The following is a 15,503-nucleotide window of genomic DNA, read 5'->3' on the forward strand; positions in this document are numbered from 1 at the left end:
ACCTTCGCTCAGCCCGTCCTTGTCTTGTCGAGATCGAGCAGCCCGCGCGCCTCGAGCTCGTCGCGAACCATCCGTTTGGGAATCTTGCCGTAGCCGGATTTCGGCAAGGCCTCCCAGAAGAAGAACCGCTTCGGCATCTTGTAGCGCGGCACCTTGGGCGACAGGAACGCCGCCATCTCCGCTTCACTCACCGGCTTGGCGCCATCGCGGGCGACGCAGACGGCAACGCCGACCTCGCCCCAGGTTGCATCGGGCACGCCGAGCACCGCGACCTCGCCGACGCAAGGATGGGTCAGGATTTTCTCCTCGATCTCGCGCGGATAGATGTTGGAGCCGCCGGAGATGTACATGTCGGAGGCTCGTCCCGTGATGTAGACGAACCCCTCCTCGTCCATGTGGCCGAGATCGCCAGTGCGGAACCAGCCGTTGCGGAACGCCTTCGCGTTGGCCTCGGGATTGTCGTAGTAGCCGGCCAGCACCGCGGGGCCGATCACGCAGATCTCGCCGCTCTGGTTGGCGCCGAGTTCACGGCCCTCGTCGTCCTGGATCGAGACCTGCATGCCGGTACGCTCGAAGCCACAGGTACCGATCTTCGCGTGCGGCCCGTCCTCGGGATCATGCAGCGCCGCCGGCAGCACCGTGATGTTGCCGGTCACCTCGCCGAGACCGAAATACTGCACGATGACCTTGCCGAGCTTCCTCAGCGCAGCCTTCTGGTCCTCGCGATACATCGGCGCACCCGCATAGATCACCTGGCGCAGCGAGGAGTGGTCGTATTTGTCGGCGGCGGGATGCTCGACCATCATCTTCAGAATGGTCGGCACCACAAAGAGATTGCTGACCCGATGCGCCTCGATCAGGCGGAACGCCTCGTCGATATCGAATTTCTCCGTCGGCAGCAGGACCGTGCACACGCCGCGCGCGGTCTGAACCAGCTGATGCACGCCGGCGCCATGCGACAGCGGCGCCACCACCAGCGAGGCATCCGCTTCGGTGACGCCGGGCGTGAGATCGGCGAGATGGTTGGTGACGACAAAACCCATCTGGCCGTGGGTGAGCACCGCAGCCTTGGAACGGCCGGTGGTCCCCGACGTGAAAAAGAACCAGCAGGGGTCGTCGTGCTCGACCGCGACGTTCTCGAGCACCGCGCCGGCGCGCGACGCGACGGCATCCGCAACCGACGTTTCGGCAAATGGCGCCCGACCGTCGATGCTCCAGGTGAATTCCAGCGCGCCACCGCTCACGGCCGCGGCTTGCTCGGGGAAATCGACATGGCACAGAAATGCCTTCGCGCCCGAGGCCTGCGCAAGATAAGTCACCTCGTCCGGCATCAGTCGGAAATTGGTGGGTACCCAGACGGCACCGAGCCGGAACGCCGCGAACATCGAGAAGAACATCTCGTCGCCGTTCTTGGAATGGACGAGGATGCGGTCGCCCTTCGCGATGCCGCGCGCCGCGAGGGCTGCCGCCAGCGCCGAGACCTGCGCATCGATCTCGCGCCAGGTCCAGGATCTGTCACCCCAGACGAAACCGGGACGCGCCCCATTCCGCCGCGCATTCTGGGTCAGCATGTGAGCGAGATTCATGACGCGGCGGGACATGCGCAGGGGCTGCATCGGGCTTCCTCTTCGGCGGCGGACGGCACGCGAGCCGCCCGCCCATTGCAGCCCATTTATCGCCATCGCCCACGACCTCGCAAGGCCGTCGGCCGCACGCCTGCCCTACGGCTGCTTGAACGCGAACGGCGTAGCCGTGATGGCCTTCTCCTTGACGCAGGCCTGCGCACCAAAGCCGCCGCAATAGTTGCCATGCAGATCGAAGCGGATGGTGCGCCCCGCACCCCGCTTCGTTGGCTTCGGCTTGATCTCGTAGCTGCGGACATGGCCATCGAAGACGGGTTTGCCGTCCGGCAACGTGACCAGGATGTTCATGACGCAGCCGCCGGTTCCGCAATAGGTCGTCTCGCGATCGCCGCATTTGGTGTCGCGGAAATCGACGATGTAGTCCTCGCGGCCGTCACCGGTCAGGTCGATCCTGCGCACCATATCGACGCAAAAGTCACCGCGTCGCCGCCCTGGCTCTCGCATTCCTCGTAGGCGTAGCCCACTGCCTTCTGCACGCCGGGCGGATAGTCGGCGGGATTGAACGGCTTTGCGTTGTCGGCGCGCGCAGCGGTTGCGAATAGTACGAGCAGGAGGATCAGATATCGCATTGGCATGGGTCGTCAGCGCAGCCGCGATCGTTCAGGGAATTTTAAACATGATCGGCGCAACCTTCGTCAGTTCTCGCGTACAGAGTGCCGCATCATGGTCAAAGCGCCCGCCCTCCTCCTGTTATCGCTGGCGCTTGCCGGATGTGCCGTGGGCCCACAAGCGCACCTCGCCTCCGATCCCGCTTTCAAGCCTGCGCGTTACGCCTGGGACGGCGCCGGCGAAAATCCAAATCATTCGCGCGCTGCCTCAGAGCCAACACGGATCACCCGATCCGAGCGCAACAGGTCGCAAGCCGGGCTTCAGCCCTATTCGAAGGAATGGTGGCAGGCGCAGGACGGAATCGAGGCGGAACAGGACGCCAGGGTCAACCGTTCCCTCGTCATCTGCCAGGGATGCCTGCGCCCGCAGGCGCAGCCGGAAGATTCCAGGCTCGCCAAGACGACCGATTGAAGCATCCGGACTCTCAGGACCTGATGGAGGTGCAGCCCCGTCGTCGCGAGAAGCGGCCGAGAGCTACAACGCCCCGAGCTTCCGTAACGACTCCTGCGCCGTCGCCAAGCCCGGCTTCAATTCCAGCGCCTTCCTGAAATCGGCGATCGCGCCCTGTTTGTCGCCGAGCCGCAGCTTGGCCTGTCCGCGGTTGTTCCACGAGAACACGTCGGAGGGATCGTATTGCAGCGCCTTGTCGTAATCGGAAACGCCGCCCTTGCTGTCGCCCTGATAGAGCCGGATCATGCCACGATTGCGCCAGCCGCGCGCGTCGGTCGGCGCAACACGGATCGCCTCTCCATAATCGGCGGCGGCGCGATCGAGCTGCTCGCTGTCGCGGTAGACGTTGCCGCGGTCGATATAGGCGAGCAGATCGGGCGCAAGCTTGATCCGCATGGTGTAGTCGGCGATGGCGTGCGCCATGTCGCGCCTGCGGTAATACACCAGTGCGCGATTGGCATAGGCCATGGCGTATTTGGGATCCCGCTTGATCGCGGCGTCAAAGTCGGCGAACGCACCGTCGAGATCGCCCTTGTTGAAACGCGACTCGCCGCGATTGCCGTAGGCCAGCGCCAGCGAGGGATCGAGCTTGATCGCCTGGTCGTAATCAGCGATGGCGCGATCGTAGTCGCGCTTGAAACTGTAGACACGGCCCCGATTATTGTAGGCGCAGGCATAGCCGGGGTCGAGCCTGATCGCCTCGTCGAGATCGGACAGCGCCGCGTCGAGCTCACGCTTCTCGGTGAGGCCATGACCGCGATTGCAATAAGCGCCGGCGAGCCGGGATCCGCTCTCGCTCTTCGTTTCGATCACGGTCGAGCAAGCCTTGATCCGTTCGTCCGGCGTGCTGGCCAATCCGACGCAGGCCTCCCAGGCCGGACCGCCGGCCGCCAACGCCGGAGCCGGAGCCGGAGCCGGCGAGATGAGCGCGGCGAGCAGCGCGATGAGGCTGAGCGGGACACGCATTTTCCGGATATCTCCCCTGCGGCAACCACTCTTGGTCGCACCTTGGCAAGGGCCGGTTCAGACGCCTAGATCAAAGGCAAGCAGCAGGTCGGAAGGATTTTCCATGGCGCCATCGGTACGGGACAACAAGGACAGAAGCCGCTTCGAGCTCGATGTCGGCAGCGAGATCGCCTTCGCCAATTACCGGCTGACGCCGTCGGCGGTGATCATCACCCACACCGAGACGCCGCGCGCGCTACGCGGCCGGGGCATCGGCTCCGAGCTGGTCAAGGGCGCGCTGGAATTGATCCGCCGCGACGGCAGGAAGGTGATCGCCGGTTGCGGCTTCGTCGTCGACTATCTCGACAGGCATCCGGAAGATGCGGATCTCGTCGCCTGAATGCAAAAAGGGCCCGCGCGATCGCGGGCCCTTGGATTGCGACCGGGCGATCGGTCAGTGCTTGATCTCCGGCGGCAGCTTGCCGCCATTCGCCGCGAGCTTGGACATCACCTGCTTGTGCAGCCAGACGTTCATGGTCGCGGAATCGTTGGTGTCGCCGCTGTAGCCGAGCTCCTTGGCCAGGTCCTTGCGCGCAGCGAGGCTGGAATCGATGTCGAGCGCCTTCATCAGGTCGACGATCGAGGTGCGCCATTCCAGCTTCTCGCCCTTGTGCGCGGCGGCCGCCGCGTCGACGATCGAGGCAACGTCCACCGTCGCCGCGGGCGCCGATCCGCTCGGCGCGGCCCCTGCGGGCGCGCCGCCCGACGGTGCGCTGCCTGCGGGCGCGGCGGAAGCTGGCTGGCTACCGAAGATCGCGCCCATAATTTTCCCGAAAATGCTCATGTCTGCTCCCCGAAAAGGACCCGCTGGAGGGCCTTGAGTGGCACTTATAGACCAAGTTGCGTCGTTGCACCCGCAAAGTTCCGCGGACCAGCCCGCAGCATCAGCTTATCTGCGGCGAAATGACGACCGAATGTCATCACCGAGGTTGCGCTGCGGCATCGAATCTCACCCAAGCGTGAGGGACAGGACTCGCAAATGGGCGTACGCTCGACATCCAGTTCGCGATGCCATCCGGAATTCGAGCGTCTGGTTGGGAATCGCGAAACTCAGAATAGCGGCCGCTTGCGCCGTTTGCTGGCGCCAGATGCGGCCGCATGGCAAGGGAGCTAGCGACCATGGCCACACTCTACCAGGGCAATGTCCCCACCGTGGCCCAGACCGCAGAAGCGGCTGGACCGGTGATCCGAACCATCCAACTCTCCGATCTGCACGATGCGCTCAAGCGCGGCTGGGACGATTTCAAGGCGGTGCCGAGCCACGCCATCATCCTCTGCGTGATCTATCCTGTGCTGGGCCTCGTGCTCGCCCGCGTGGTGATGGGCTATTCAGTGTTGCCGTTGTTGTTTCCGTTGGCCGCGGGCTTCGCGCTGATCGGCCCGTTCGCGGCGCTCGGTCTCTACGAGCTCTCCAGCCGGCGCGAGCGCTATGAGGAGGCCAGCGCCTGGGATGCCATGGAGGTGCTGCGTTCGCCCTCCTTCGGCGCCATGCTCGGTCTGGGCGCGCTGCTGCTGGCCCTGTTCGTGACCTGGGTTGCGACCGCGCAGGCGATCTACGTCGCCGCTTTCGGCTATGAGGGCGCGTCCGGGATCTCGGATTTTCTGACGCGCGTTCTCACGAGCCGGCAAGGCTGGTGGCTGATCGTGGTCGGCTGCGGCACCGGCTTCCTGTTCGCCCTTGCCGCGCTCTGCATCAGCGCCGTGTCGTTCCCGCTGATGCTCGACCGCCATGCCGGCGCGTTCGAGGCCATGGTGACGTCGCTGCGCGTCGTCGCGAAGAACCCGGTGCCGATGGCGGCCTGGGGCCTGATCGTGGCCGTCCTGCTGGCGCTGGGCACGATTCCGGCCTTCCTCGGCCTTGCCGTGGTCGTCCCCGTGCTCGGCCATGCGACCTGGCATCTCTACCGCAAGGTAATCGCCGCCGATCCGGGCGCGCGTCCGGTGCCGCCTCCGCCGCATCGTCCACGCAAGCCGGCCGCCGACTTCCCCGCCAACCTCTTCCCCTGGCGCAATCGGAACGACGCCTGACGATTTCGTGACGTGCGATCCTGCCCCGGAGCGGGCAGGATCGCGCACTGTCATACGCCTTGCTTTGGCCGCGGTTTCCATCGAGATTGTGCCCGCCGTTCAGATCACTTCACGGAATTTATTTGCTCGAATGACCCCGACGATTTCTCGTCTCGCCCTCGCAGCCTTAGCCATCACCGCATCCATCCTATCCGCTCAGCCAGCGCTCGCCGCGGTTGCCTGCGGTTCGGGCAATTTCGACGCGTGGCTTGCAGACTTCAAAACCGACGCCGCGACCAACGGCGTCTCGCAACAGGCCATTTCCGCCGGGCTCGCCGGTGTGACGCTCGATCAGAGCGTGCTCAACCGCGACCGCTCGCAGAAGGTCTTCAGCCAGACCTTCGAGGAGTTTTCCGGCCGCATGGTGCCGCCGCGCCTGACGCGCGGCTCCAACATGATGAAGCAATATGGCTCGGTGCTGTCGCGCATCGAGCAGACCTACGGCGTGCCCGGCGAGGTGCTGGTCGCGATCTGGGGTCTCGAGACCGATTTCGGCGTCAATACCGGCAAGTTCGCGACCATCCGCTCGCTGGCGACGCTGGCCTATGACTGCCGCCGCGCCGAACAATTTCGCGCCGAGCTGTTGGATGCGCTCCGCATCGTCCAGCGCGGCGACCTTGCACCGGCCGACATGAAGGGTGCCTGGGCCGGCGAGCTTGGCCAGACCCAGTTCATGCCGTCGTCATGGATGAAATACGCCGTCGATTTCGACGGCAATGGCAAGCGCGATCTCCTGCACAACGCCCCCGACGTGCTCGCCTCCACCGCGAACTATCTTGCCGGTTATGGCTGGCAGAAGGGCAAGGATTGGCAGCCGGGCAGTCCGAACTTCGCGGTGCTGCAGCAGTGGAACAAGAGCGAGGTCTATTCGAAGACCATCGCTTATTTCGCCACGCAGCTCGCGCGCGCCCCTTAGCAGCCCCTCGTCAAAACGCGTAGGGCCGATCCCTGACGACCGGCCCTCTCTGTGCGTTTTTTACCCCTATTTGCCCATGGTGGCGTGCATCGCCTTGTTCAGATGCGCGCCGCACGCACCCATTTTGCCGTTGAGCAGCGAGTCCTGCGCGGCCGCGATCTCCCTCTGCGCTACGAATTTGCCGTCACCATCGGCCATGTTCTCGATCGCGGTCTCGGTCTTCTCCAGATTGGCCGAACTGCAGCCGCCTGCGGCGTGCTTGGCGGCTTGGGCCGGCGCGACGGCGAACGCGACAGCGGCAATTGCGATAACCCCGAGTAACTTCGTCATGACGTTACCTTCCTTCTCTTGTTCTTGGGCCAGAGCCAGCGACATTGCCGGAGTCTGCGACATCACCTTCCTCCGCGCGCGGCAACTTGACGCAATGAATTCCCCGCGAGAATTGCGTGATGTTGCGTGCCACGCAGAGCCACATGCAAAATTTCTGATTTTCGTTACACGCTTGTAATCAACGGCACACGTTCGGCTTGTGTGCACCGCGCCCCGGGGGTTGGGGCTGACCAAGCGGAATGAACTCGTCCCTGCCTGGCCGCCGTTCGTCACGTCGATCCGCCGGCGTCGGGTGAATTGCTGGCCACAGTGGAAAGGTGTCCGCGCAGGCCGTCGAGATGAACTCAGGTTCACTTTTATACTTCACCGAGCATGCGATTCGCGCATGCGAGACTTGGGTATAGGAGCTAGTCAATCACCTTGCGACGACCGGAAAGCAGCCTACTTGACTTTGAATGGAACCGACTGGGCTAAGATTAAATCCGCGAATTAACGGGCATTTTTAACACCATGCCTCCTGTTCCGCCTACGCTTTGGGCGGGAGTGCTTTCGGGTTAATCGTCCGTTACCAATGCCATGCATTGAGCGCTTAGCTGCATCGCAACATCGGAACTTTCGCACTGCAGCACTCCCACCTATATTCATTTCAACGATGAGGCTCGGGCAAGAGCTGAATCGAACTACAGGAGACTACCAATGCTGCTCTCGCTCATCCGTATGATCCAGGCTTTCCGGGACTATCAGCGCAATGTTGCCGAGCTGTCCCAGCTCAGCGATCGCGAATTGGCCGACATCGGCCTCGATCGCTCGGACATTCCGCGCGTTGCCGCCGGTCAGTATCAGGGCTGATATCGTTCAGCCCTTAACCGGACGAACCGATAGCGCCCGCCTCGTGCGGGCGTTGTCGCATCCGGGGGTAGAAAACTCGATCTCGGCGATTCCACTGACCGCCGAAAAGCGCTACCTGTCCGCCCCATGACAGGACCCCAATCAAATACCGTGCACGTGATCGGCGCAGGCCTTGCCGGCTCCGAAGCCGCCTGGCAGGCGGCCAAATCCGGCGTGCCCGTGGTGCTGCACGAGATGCGGCCGACCCGCACGACCGAGGCACACCGCACCGACGGGCTTGCCGAGCTCGTCTGCTCGAATTCGTTCCGCTCGGATGATGCCGCCAACAACGCCGTCGGCCTGCTGCATGCCGAGATGCGCCGCCTCGACTCGCTGATCATGCGCGCAGCCGACGCCAACCAGGTGCCCGCCGGCGGCGCGCTGGCGGTGGACCGCGACGGCTTCTCCGCGGCCGTCACCAAAGCGCTTAACGACCATCCCCTGATCGAGATCGCGCGCGGCGAGGTCGCAGGCCTGCCGCCCGCCGAATGGAGTAACGTCATCGTTGCGACCGGCCCCCTCACTTCGGCGCCGCTGGCCGACGCGATCCGCGAGCTGACCGACGAGAACGCCCTCGCCTTCTTCGACGCGATCGCGCCGATCGTGCACCGCGAATCCATCGACATGTCGGCGGCCTGGTTCCAGTCGCGCTACGACAAGGTCGGCCCCGGCGGCACCGGCGCCGACTACATCAACTGCCCGATGACAAAGGAGCAGTATGACGGCTTCGTCGCAGCGCTGGTCGCCGGCGAGAAGACCGAATTCAAGGAATGGGAGACCAACACGCCCTATTTCGACGGCTGTCTGCCGATCGAGGTCATGGCGGAACGCGGCCCCGAGACTCTTCGCCACGGGCCGATGAAGCCGGTCGGCCTCACCAATCCGCACGATCCCACCACTAAGGCCTACGCGATCGTACAACTGCGCCAGGACAACAAGCTCGGCACGCTCTACAACATCGTCGGCTTCCAGACGAAGCTGAAATACGGCGAGCAGCAACGCATCTTCCGCACCATTCCGGGGCTGGAGAACGCCGAATTTGCTCGCCTCGGCGGCCTGCATCGCAACACCTTTCTCAACTCGCCAAAGCTGCTCGACGGCCAATTGCGCCTGCGCGCGCAGCCGCGGCTGCGCTTTGCCGGCCAGATGACGGGCTGCGAGGGCTATGTGGAATCCGCCAGCGTCGGCCTGATTGCTGGCCTCTACGCGGCAGCGGACGTGCGCGGCGAGACGCTTGCGAGTCCGCCGGTCACGACGGCGCTCGGATCCCTGCTCGGCCACATCACCGGCGGCCATATCGAGACCGTCGAGCCCGGCACGCGCTCGTTCCAGCCAATGAACATCAATTTCGGCCTGTTCCCGCCGCTCGCCAGCGCACCGACGAAGAAGCCCGACGGAAGCCGACTGCGCGGCAACGAGAAGACGGTGGCCAAAAAGCAGGCGATGAGTGCGCTCGCGCTCGCCGATCTCGATCGCTGGATCGCCGATCACCTGCGCATTGCCGCTGCGGCGTGAGTTTTCGATGAACCTTCCCAAAGACGACGCCGCAACACTCTCGGCGCGCTGGACCGAGGGCGTGCTGCTCAAGCGCGACGTGTTCTCGACCGTCGAACGCGGCCGCTTCCGCGACGATGACGGCGAGGTCGACGCGGTGCTGCGCCGCCTCGACGAGGCGCCGTGGTGGTCATTCCTTTTGGCGCGCCATCTGTTCGCCCGTGAGACGCATGCGCTGGCACTCGCCAAGGGGCTCGATGTCGGCCCCGAGCTGCTGTGGGCCGGACGCCGCGCGCTGGTGCGCAGCTTCGTCGATGGTGTCGCGCTGCATTTGGCGAAACCGCATGGCGACCTCGCCTATTTTCGCTCGGCCAAGGCCGCGCTGCGACGGCTGCGCCGCGCCGGCATCTGCCACAACGATCTTGCCAAGGAACAGAACTGGCTGGTCGGCCGCGACGGTCGCGCCTATGTGACCGACTTCCAGCTCGCGGCCTGCTTTGACCGTCGCGGCCGGCTTTACCGCATCCTGGCCTATGAAGATCTCCGGCATCTGCTTAAGCACAAGCGCTCCTACGCGCCCGAGGCGCTGACGCCGCGCGAGCGGAAAATCCTGGCGAAGAAGTCGTTCGCCGCCAGCCTCTGGCTGGCTACCGGCAAGAAGGTTTATCGGGCAATCACGCGCGGCCTGTTCAACTTCACCGACCGTGAAGGCGGCGGCCGAAGGCTCGTCAACGACGCGCCGGTGTTGGCGGAATTGATCCGCAAGAACCCCGCCGTGCGCGACACCGCCATCGTGGCCTTTGCCGACCGCCGCTCCGGCGTCGGGCTCTATGCCTTCGTCGAAGCCGATCAGGCCGCGCTCGAAGGCCAATTGCGGAACGAGCTCAGCGCCGCCAAAGGGCCGAAGCCCCCGGAACACATCCAGGTCGTGCACGCGCTGCCACGCAACGCCGACGGCAAGCCGCGCACGGAGATTCTGCAACTGGTCGCCATGAACCAGCTCGACCTGATCGAGCCGATGATGAAGAACGACCAGGACCGCGCTTTCCTCAAGGACATCTTGGAGCAGCGCAAGAACCTGCGCGACCGTTTCAATTTCGAGGCCGACCTGCCTGCCGGCTAGTGTGGATCACGCCTTGAAGCGTCCACATTGGCGATAGAGAAGCGATCCGATAATTCGAACTTGGCGGCGGGGCTTGGCGGGGTCATGGGCACTCGGGGGACGATGATGCATCGTGTGGTTGGCGGCCTGATCGCCGGCCTTCTGCTGCTCGCCGCCGCGCCCGCAATGGCCGAGTCCCCGGCCGAGCTGATCTCCAGCTTCCGCCTCAAACATGGAGAGGTCCGCGTCGTCCGCGATTCGACCCTCGACCGCATCGCAATGGACCAGGCGCGCGCGATGGCGACGAAGGACGACCTCAGTCACGACGCCCTCGGCCCGTTCAACCGCCGGGTCGCACCGGCCGGCGCAGGCCGCGCCGCCGAGAACATCGCCTACGGCTACGACAATTTCGAGAAGACCCTGGGACAGTGGATCGACTCGTCGGGACACCGCAAAAATTTGCTGCTGCACAACGCTTCCCGCGTCGGGATCGCGAGCGCGAAAAACGCCAGCGGCAAACGCACCTATTGGGCGATGGTGATCGCCGGCGACTACGAGCCGAAGGGCAAAGGCAAGAAGGACAAGGAGCCCCTCGTTGCCGTGAAACGCGAAGCCGCTCCTGCGAGCAAGCCCAAATCCGGCGGCTGCCACATCAAGCTGCTCGGCCTCTGCATCTGAGGCGAGACGCCACGCCGGAAGCATTGTTGCGCGCGCTTCTCCGACCGGCCAATATGACCGCGCCGCTATCCTCAACCAACCTGAGGCGATCAATGGCCAAAAAATACACCGCTCAATGCGCCTGTGGCGCAATCAAGTTCGAATTCAGCACCGATCCGTCCTTCATCGCCAATTGTCATTGCAACGACTGCAAGCGCGCTTCCGGCGGCGAGATGGCGACCTTCTTCGCGGTGCCCGAGGACGATTTCACGCTTCTCTGCGGCAAGCCGAAGGCGTTTCACTACATCGCCAATTCCGGCAAAGGCCTGGATCGCAATTTCTGCCCGGAATGCGGTTCGCGGGTCTTTACCACTAACCTCGATAGCTTCCCCAAGACGGTCTTCGTCCAGTTGGGCAGCCTCGACCGGCCCGACCTCGTCGCACCGAAGCTCGAGATGTTCACCAAGCGTCGCATGTCGTGGAACACGCCGCTCAACCTGCCGCAGTTCGAGGAAATGCCGCACTGACGCGACGATAGTCCGAGCCGGAGATTGACTTGATCAACATCGAGCGAGTACGTGCCGACACGCCAGCCACTTCCAGACTTGCGTATCTGCACAACGCGGGGGCGGCTCTCATGCCTGTCGCTGTCGCCGAAGCCATGAAGCAGCATATCGATCTGGAGAGCGAGGTCGGAGGCTATGCCGCCGCCGACCGTGAGGCGCCCCGGCTTGAATCCGTCTACGGCTCAGTGGCGCGCCTGCTGAATGCCGCACCCGATGAGATCGCCCTCATGGAGAATGCGACGGTTGCTTGGCAGATGGCGTTCTACGCGCTTCCATTTCGTCAGGGCGACCGGATCCTGACCGCCGAGGCGGAGTACGCTGCCAACTATGTCGCCTTTCTCCAGGTCGCCAAGCGAACAGGCGTCGCGATCGACATCGTGCCGAGCGATGCTAGCGGCGAGCTCGACGTTGACGCGCTCGAAAACATGATCGATGAGCGCGTGAAACTGATTGCGATCACATGGGTTCCGACCAATGGCGGGCTGGTCAATCCGGCTGCGGCCGTCGGCAAGATCGCGCGAGCGCGAGGCATTCCTTATCTGCTCGACGCCTGCCAGGCGGTCGGACAAATGGCGGTCGACGTCGAGGCCATCGGCTGTGACATGTTGTCGGCGACCGGTCGCAGATTCCTCCGCGGCCCGCGCGGCACCGGTTTTCTCTACGTTCGCCGGGCGATGCTGCAGCGGCTCGAACCGCCAATGATCGACCACTTCGCCGCACCCTGGGTGTCCCGGGACGCTTACCGGCTGCGTGACGATGCGCGCCGTTTCGAGACCTGGGAGAACAACTACGCAGCCCGGCTTGGGCTGGGCGCGGCTGTCGATTATGCCCTCGATATCGGCATAGGCGCCATCGAGCAGCGTTGCCGCATGCTGGCGGACCGCCTCCGGGGCGGCCTTGCGTCCATTCGCGGTATCAGAATTCGTGACCTCGGACGCGCTCCGGGAGCCATCGTCAGCTTCACGGTGGACGGGTACGAGGCTGAAGCGGTCGTCAGCAACGCGGCCGCAGGCGGCATCACGATCGGTGCCTCAGATCCGTCGAGCACGCGCATCGATGCCGAAATTCGCTCGCTGCCGCCGGTGGTGCGCGCCTCCCCGCATTACTACAATACGGAAGCCGAGATCGATCGGTTGATCGTCCATCTGGCGGTTTGACGCCGCGATAGCGGCGGGCGCGCGCACAGCTCAGGTACAGCGCGCACTCAATCCGGATGCCCCAAGCTTCGCCATGACCTCGTCGAGATGGGCGCTGTCGCGGGTCTCGATCACCAATTGCAGCAACGTTGCCTTGGCTGGAAGATCCGAGAAGGTGCGCTGGTGCGAGACCTCGATGATGTTGGCGCCGGCCTCGGCCAGCAGTGCCGCGACCGCAGCCAGTTGGCCAGGCCTGTCGGGGATGTCGAGCGACAGCTGGGTGAGCCGCCCCTCACGCGCCAACTCGCGGGTCAGGACTGATGCAATCAGCCGCGTGTCGATATTGCCGCCGCTCAGCACCAGCCCGACCTTCTGGCTGGCGAAACGGGACGGGTCGGACATCAGTGCGGCGAGACCGGCGGCGCCGGCGCCTTCGACAACCGTCTTCTCGATCGAGATCAGGGTTGCCACCGCGCGCTCGAGCTCGGCTTCGTTGACGAGCGCAATGTCGTCGACAAGGCGGCGGACGATTTCGGTCGTGAGCTTGCCGGGCGACTTCACCGCAATGCCTTCGGCGAGTGTGTCGCCACGCGCCGGCAGATTGCCGTTATGGATGGCATTGTACATCGAGGGGTAGAGCCAGGCCTCGACGCCGAGGATCCGCAGCGACGGCTTGATCGATTTCGCGGCAATGGCGATCCCGCTGATCAGGCCACCGCCGCCGATCGGGACGACCAGCGTATCGAGCTCCGGCACGGCCTTGAGTATTTCCAGCCCGACCGTGCCCTGCCCCGCGATGACAAGCGGATCGTCATAGGGATGGACGAAGATCATGCCGCAGGCTTCGCCGTGGCTGCGCGCATACGCGGCCGCCTCCTCCAGCGTGGCACCCGTCACCACCACCTCGGCGCCGTGATGCCTGGTGTTTTCGACCTTCACCATGGGTGTGCCGACCGGCATGACGATGGTGGCGGGAATGCCGAGCCGCTTGGCGTGATAGGCGACGCCTTGCGCGTGATTACCCGCCGACATCGCGACGACGCCTCGCGCGCGCTCCTCCGGCGTCAGCGCCGTGAGGCGGTTGAGCGCGCCGCGCTCCTTGAACGAGGAGGTGAACTGGAGGTTCTCGAATTTCAGCCAGATGTCGCAGCCGCAGATATTGCTCAGCGTGCGGCTGTAGCTACAGGGCGTCTCGACGACGGCGCCGCGGATCGTCTCGGCAGCGGCATGGATGTCGGCCGGTGCGACCGGAAGGCCGCTGAGATCTGAGGAGATGCTTTGGGACAACTCAGCCATAGGACAGCATAGGGCATTTGCCCGGCTCCGGCGATAAGCCAACCGCTATTTGGTAAATTCCCGCGAACGTGAAGCCCGCCAAAGCGTCCACAGCGCACGCAGCCGCGATAACGGTTGCGGCGTAAATGGATTGCGCCCGGGCTGCGACAGGCGCTTGAGGTCGGCCCGCGCTTGTCCGAGCGGAAGGAACGCTGGACGCACTGATGCCGGCACCTCCACCAGCAGCGACAAGGCCGTCGTCAAATGTTGCCGCGCCTCGCCCGAGAGTTGGTCCAGCGCGGCGCGCAAGTTTGGCGTCTCCTTGCCGGCGAACACGTCTTCCACGTCGCAATCGTGGCTCGCCAGCACCTGCTGCGGCATGAACAATTGCCGGCGCGCCGCATCGCGCGGCAGATTGGCGATGACCTGTATGATGCCCTGCGCCAGCCCGGCATGGCGGGCGAGATGCTCGGCCGCCTCCGACGGTGGTCCCATGATCCGAGCGGCGAGATCGAACAGCGCCGATGAGGTCGCCGCGAGGTAGCCTTCCAGCGCCGCCATTGTTGGCATTGGGTCGTTGTAGAGATCGAATTGATGCTCGTCGGCGAGCAGCGACAGCGGCTCGACCGGCAGGTCGAAATCACGGATTGCGCGGAGAAGCTCCGCCGCTACCGGATTGCCCTCGGCGCTGCCATGGACCTGGCCCGACAGCATGTCGGTCCACCATTGCAGGCGGATTTCACCGGGCAAGGGCTGGCTCACCTGGTCGCGGACGCGGACGATCTCGACATTGAAGGCATAGAGCGCCAGCAGCGCGCGACGCTCGGCAGCGGGCGCGAACAGGGTCGCGGCATAGCGCGGAAAGTCGTGGCTGCGTACGAGGTCAGCGCAGAACGCGGCAGAATCCGGCGCCGGCGCGGAGCCACTCATGGCACGACTCATGGCACGGCGATCAGCGCGGCCGCGACGCGCCGCCGTTCGCCGATCATGATGTTGTAGGTGCGCACGGCGGGACCGGTCTGCATCGTATCCAGAACCACCCTCGCCGCTTTGAGCGCCTGGCGCAGTTCCGCTGGCGGCAGCCAGACCCCGGTTCCGGTGCCGATCAGGAGCGTGTCGATGCTGTTGGCGGACTTAAAGACTCGATCCAGCGAATAGCGGTCGATCTTCGCGGGGTCCGTTATGTCCCAGGCCCAGATCGCGTCGGGCAGGCAAAGCAGCGATCCCCGATGCGACATGCCGGCAAAGGCAAAGCCGCCCTTGCCATAGGCTTCGATCGGCGCCGAGCGGGGGAAATGCGGTGCGTTGGGATCGCCGGCCATGAGCTTCGTCCGAATGAGCTTACTGCCCTCGCAAACTCCTGCG

At 64.5% G+C, this 15,503-nt stretch carries 19 protein-coding genes; 10 read left to right on the forward strand and 9 right to left on the reverse strand.

The window, feature by feature from the left end; genetic code table 11:
* Positions 1-8 precede the first annotated feature (8 nt).
* The 3 genes from IVB45_RS19470 to IVB45_RS19480 all read right to left on the reverse strand — a co-directional run bounded on the left by IVB45_RS19470 (position 9) and on the right by IVB45_RS19480 (position 2,212).
* Entirely contained in the window at positions 9-1,616 is a 1,608-nt protein-coding gene (locus IVB45_RS19470; RefSeq protein WP_247359418.1) for an acyl-CoA synthetase, read from the reverse strand.
* A 105-nt stretch (positions 1,617-1,721) separates the two neighbouring features.
* Positions 1,722-2,045 carry a hypothetical protein gene (locus IVB45_RS19475; RefSeq protein ID WP_247359419.1) on the reverse strand — a complete coding sequence of 108 codons (324 nt, stop codon included), beginning with the start codon at positions 2,043-2,045 and terminating at the stop codon, positions 1,722-1,724.
* Positions 2,024-2,212 (reverse strand): hypothetical protein, encoded by a 189-nt coding sequence (locus tag IVB45_RS19480; RefSeq protein WP_247359420.1) that lies wholly within the window; start codon positions 2,210-2,212, stop codon positions 2,024-2,026. Before IVB45_RS19480 ends, IVB45_RS19475 begins: the two co-directional genes overlap by 22 nt.
* A gap of 4 nt (positions 2,213-2,216) precedes the next feature.
* Here IVB45_RS19480 and IVB45_RS19485 point away from each other — a divergent pair, with 4 nt between their 5' ends.
* Positions 2,217-2,663, forward strand: coding sequence for a hypothetical protein (locus IVB45_RS19485; protein WP_247359421.1), 447 nt, complete (start codon positions 2,217-2,219; stop codon positions 2,661-2,663).
* A 63-nt stretch (positions 2,664-2,726) separates the two neighbouring features.
* Here the strand turns inward: IVB45_RS19485 and IVB45_RS19490 are convergent, their stop codons facing one another.
* On the reverse strand, positions 2,727-3,668 hold the full coding sequence (locus tag IVB45_RS19490; RefSeq protein WP_247359422.1) for a tetratricopeptide repeat protein: 942 nt from the start codon (positions 3,666-3,668) through the stop codon (positions 2,727-2,729).
* A 103-nt stretch (positions 3,669-3,771) separates the two neighbouring features.
* Here IVB45_RS19490 and IVB45_RS19495 point away from each other — a divergent pair, with 103 nt between their 5' ends.
* Positions 3,772-4,047 carry a GNAT family N-acetyltransferase gene (locus IVB45_RS19495; RefSeq protein WP_018458006.1) on the forward strand — a complete coding sequence of 92 codons (276 nt, stop codon included), beginning with the start codon at positions 3,772-3,774 and terminating at the stop codon, positions 4,045-4,047.
* 54 nt (positions 4,048-4,101) lie between these two features.
* Here the strand turns inward: IVB45_RS19495 and IVB45_RS19500 are convergent, their stop codons facing one another.
* On the reverse strand, positions 4,102-4,491 hold the full coding sequence (locus tag IVB45_RS19500; RefSeq protein ID WP_247359424.1) for a DUF3597 domain-containing protein: 390 nt from the start codon (positions 4,489-4,491) through the stop codon (positions 4,102-4,104).
* 335 nt (positions 4,492-4,826) lie between these two features.
* On the opposite strand from IVB45_RS19500, the gene IVB45_RS19505 reads away from it, so the two are divergent.
* Entirely contained in the window at positions 4,827-5,735 is a 909-nt protein-coding gene (locus IVB45_RS19505; RefSeq protein ID WP_027567067.1) for a DUF2189 domain-containing protein, read from the forward strand.
* Between the two features lie 130 nt (positions 5,736-5,865).
* On the forward strand, positions 5,866-6,690 hold the full coding sequence (locus IVB45_RS19510) for a lytic murein transglycosylase (RefSeq protein ID WP_247289761.1): 825 nt from the start codon (positions 5,866-5,868) through the stop codon (positions 6,688-6,690).
* A gap of 66 nt (positions 6,691-6,756) precedes the next feature.
* Here the strand turns inward: IVB45_RS19510 and IVB45_RS19515 are convergent, their stop codons facing one another.
* On the reverse strand, positions 6,757-7,083 hold the full coding sequence (locus IVB45_RS19515) for a hypothetical protein (protein ID WP_247289759.1): 327 nt from the start codon (positions 7,081-7,083) through the stop codon (positions 6,757-6,759).
* A gap of 633 nt (positions 7,084-7,716) precedes the next feature.
* Between IVB45_RS19515 and IVB45_RS19520 the strand changes: the two genes are divergently transcribed.
* From IVB45_RS19520 to IVB45_RS19545, 6 genes are all read left to right on the forward strand, one after another.
* Positions 7,717-7,869, forward strand: coding sequence for a DUF1127 domain-containing protein (locus tag IVB45_RS19520; RefSeq protein ID WP_007590701.1), 153 nt, complete (start codon positions 7,717-7,719; stop codon positions 7,867-7,869).
* 126 nt (positions 7,870-7,995) lie between these two features.
* The gene (gene trmFO, locus IVB45_RS19525) at positions 7,996-9,423 is read left to right on the forward strand and encodes a methylenetetrahydrofolate--tRNA-(uracil(54)-C(5))-methyltransferase (FADH(2)-oxidizing) TrmFO (protein WP_247359425.1); all 1,428 of its coding nucleotides are present in this window, start codon (positions 7,996-7,998) and stop codon (positions 9,421-9,423) included.
* Between the two features lie 7 nt (positions 9,424-9,430).
* Entirely contained in the window at positions 9,431-10,525 is a 1,095-nt protein-coding gene (locus IVB45_RS19530; RefSeq protein ID WP_027567071.1) for a serine/threonine protein kinase, read from the forward strand.
* A gap of 84 nt (positions 10,526-10,609) precedes the next feature.
* Positions 10,610-11,182 carry a CAP domain-containing protein gene (locus IVB45_RS19535; protein ID WP_027567072.1) on the forward strand — a complete coding sequence of 191 codons (573 nt, stop codon included), beginning with the start codon at positions 10,610-10,612 and terminating at the stop codon, positions 11,180-11,182.
* Positions 11,183-11,274: 92 nt separating this feature from the next.
* Positions 11,275-11,688 carry a GFA family protein gene (locus tag IVB45_RS19540; RefSeq protein ID WP_247359426.1) on the forward strand — a complete coding sequence of 138 codons (414 nt, stop codon included), beginning with the start codon at positions 11,275-11,277 and terminating at the stop codon, positions 11,686-11,688.
* A 29-nt stretch (positions 11,689-11,717) separates the two neighbouring features.
* On the forward strand, positions 11,718-12,884 hold the full coding sequence (locus tag IVB45_RS19545) for an aminotransferase class V-fold PLP-dependent enzyme (RefSeq protein WP_247359427.1): 1,167 nt from the start codon (positions 11,718-11,720) through the stop codon (positions 12,882-12,884).
* A 30-nt stretch (positions 12,885-12,914) separates the two neighbouring features.
* Here the strand turns inward: IVB45_RS19545 and IVB45_RS19550 are convergent, their stop codons facing one another.
* The 3 genes from IVB45_RS19550 to IVB45_RS19560 are packed head-to-tail and all read right to left on the reverse strand — an operon-like array spanning position 12,915 to position 15,460.
* On the reverse strand, positions 12,915-14,159 hold the full coding sequence (locus IVB45_RS19550) for a threonine ammonia-lyase (RefSeq protein WP_247359428.1): 1,245 nt from the start codon (positions 14,157-14,159) through the stop codon (positions 12,915-12,917).
* Between the two features lie 45 nt (positions 14,160-14,204).
* Positions 14,205-15,068, reverse strand: coding sequence for a phytoene/squalene synthase family protein (locus IVB45_RS19555; protein ID WP_247359430.1), 864 nt, complete (start codon positions 15,066-15,068; stop codon positions 14,205-14,207).
* A gap of 8 nt (positions 15,069-15,076) precedes the next feature.
* A complete protein-coding gene (locus IVB45_RS19560; RefSeq protein ID WP_007590678.1) occupies positions 15,077-15,460 on the reverse strand; it encodes an Mth938-like domain-containing protein in 384 nt (127 codons plus the stop codon).
* Positions 15,461-15,503 lie beyond the last annotated feature (43 nt).

This window comes from Bradyrhizobium sp. 4 (genome assembly GCF_023100905.1).
Classification (GTDB): domain Bacteria; phylum Pseudomonadota; class Alphaproteobacteria; order Rhizobiales; family Xanthobacteraceae; genus Bradyrhizobium.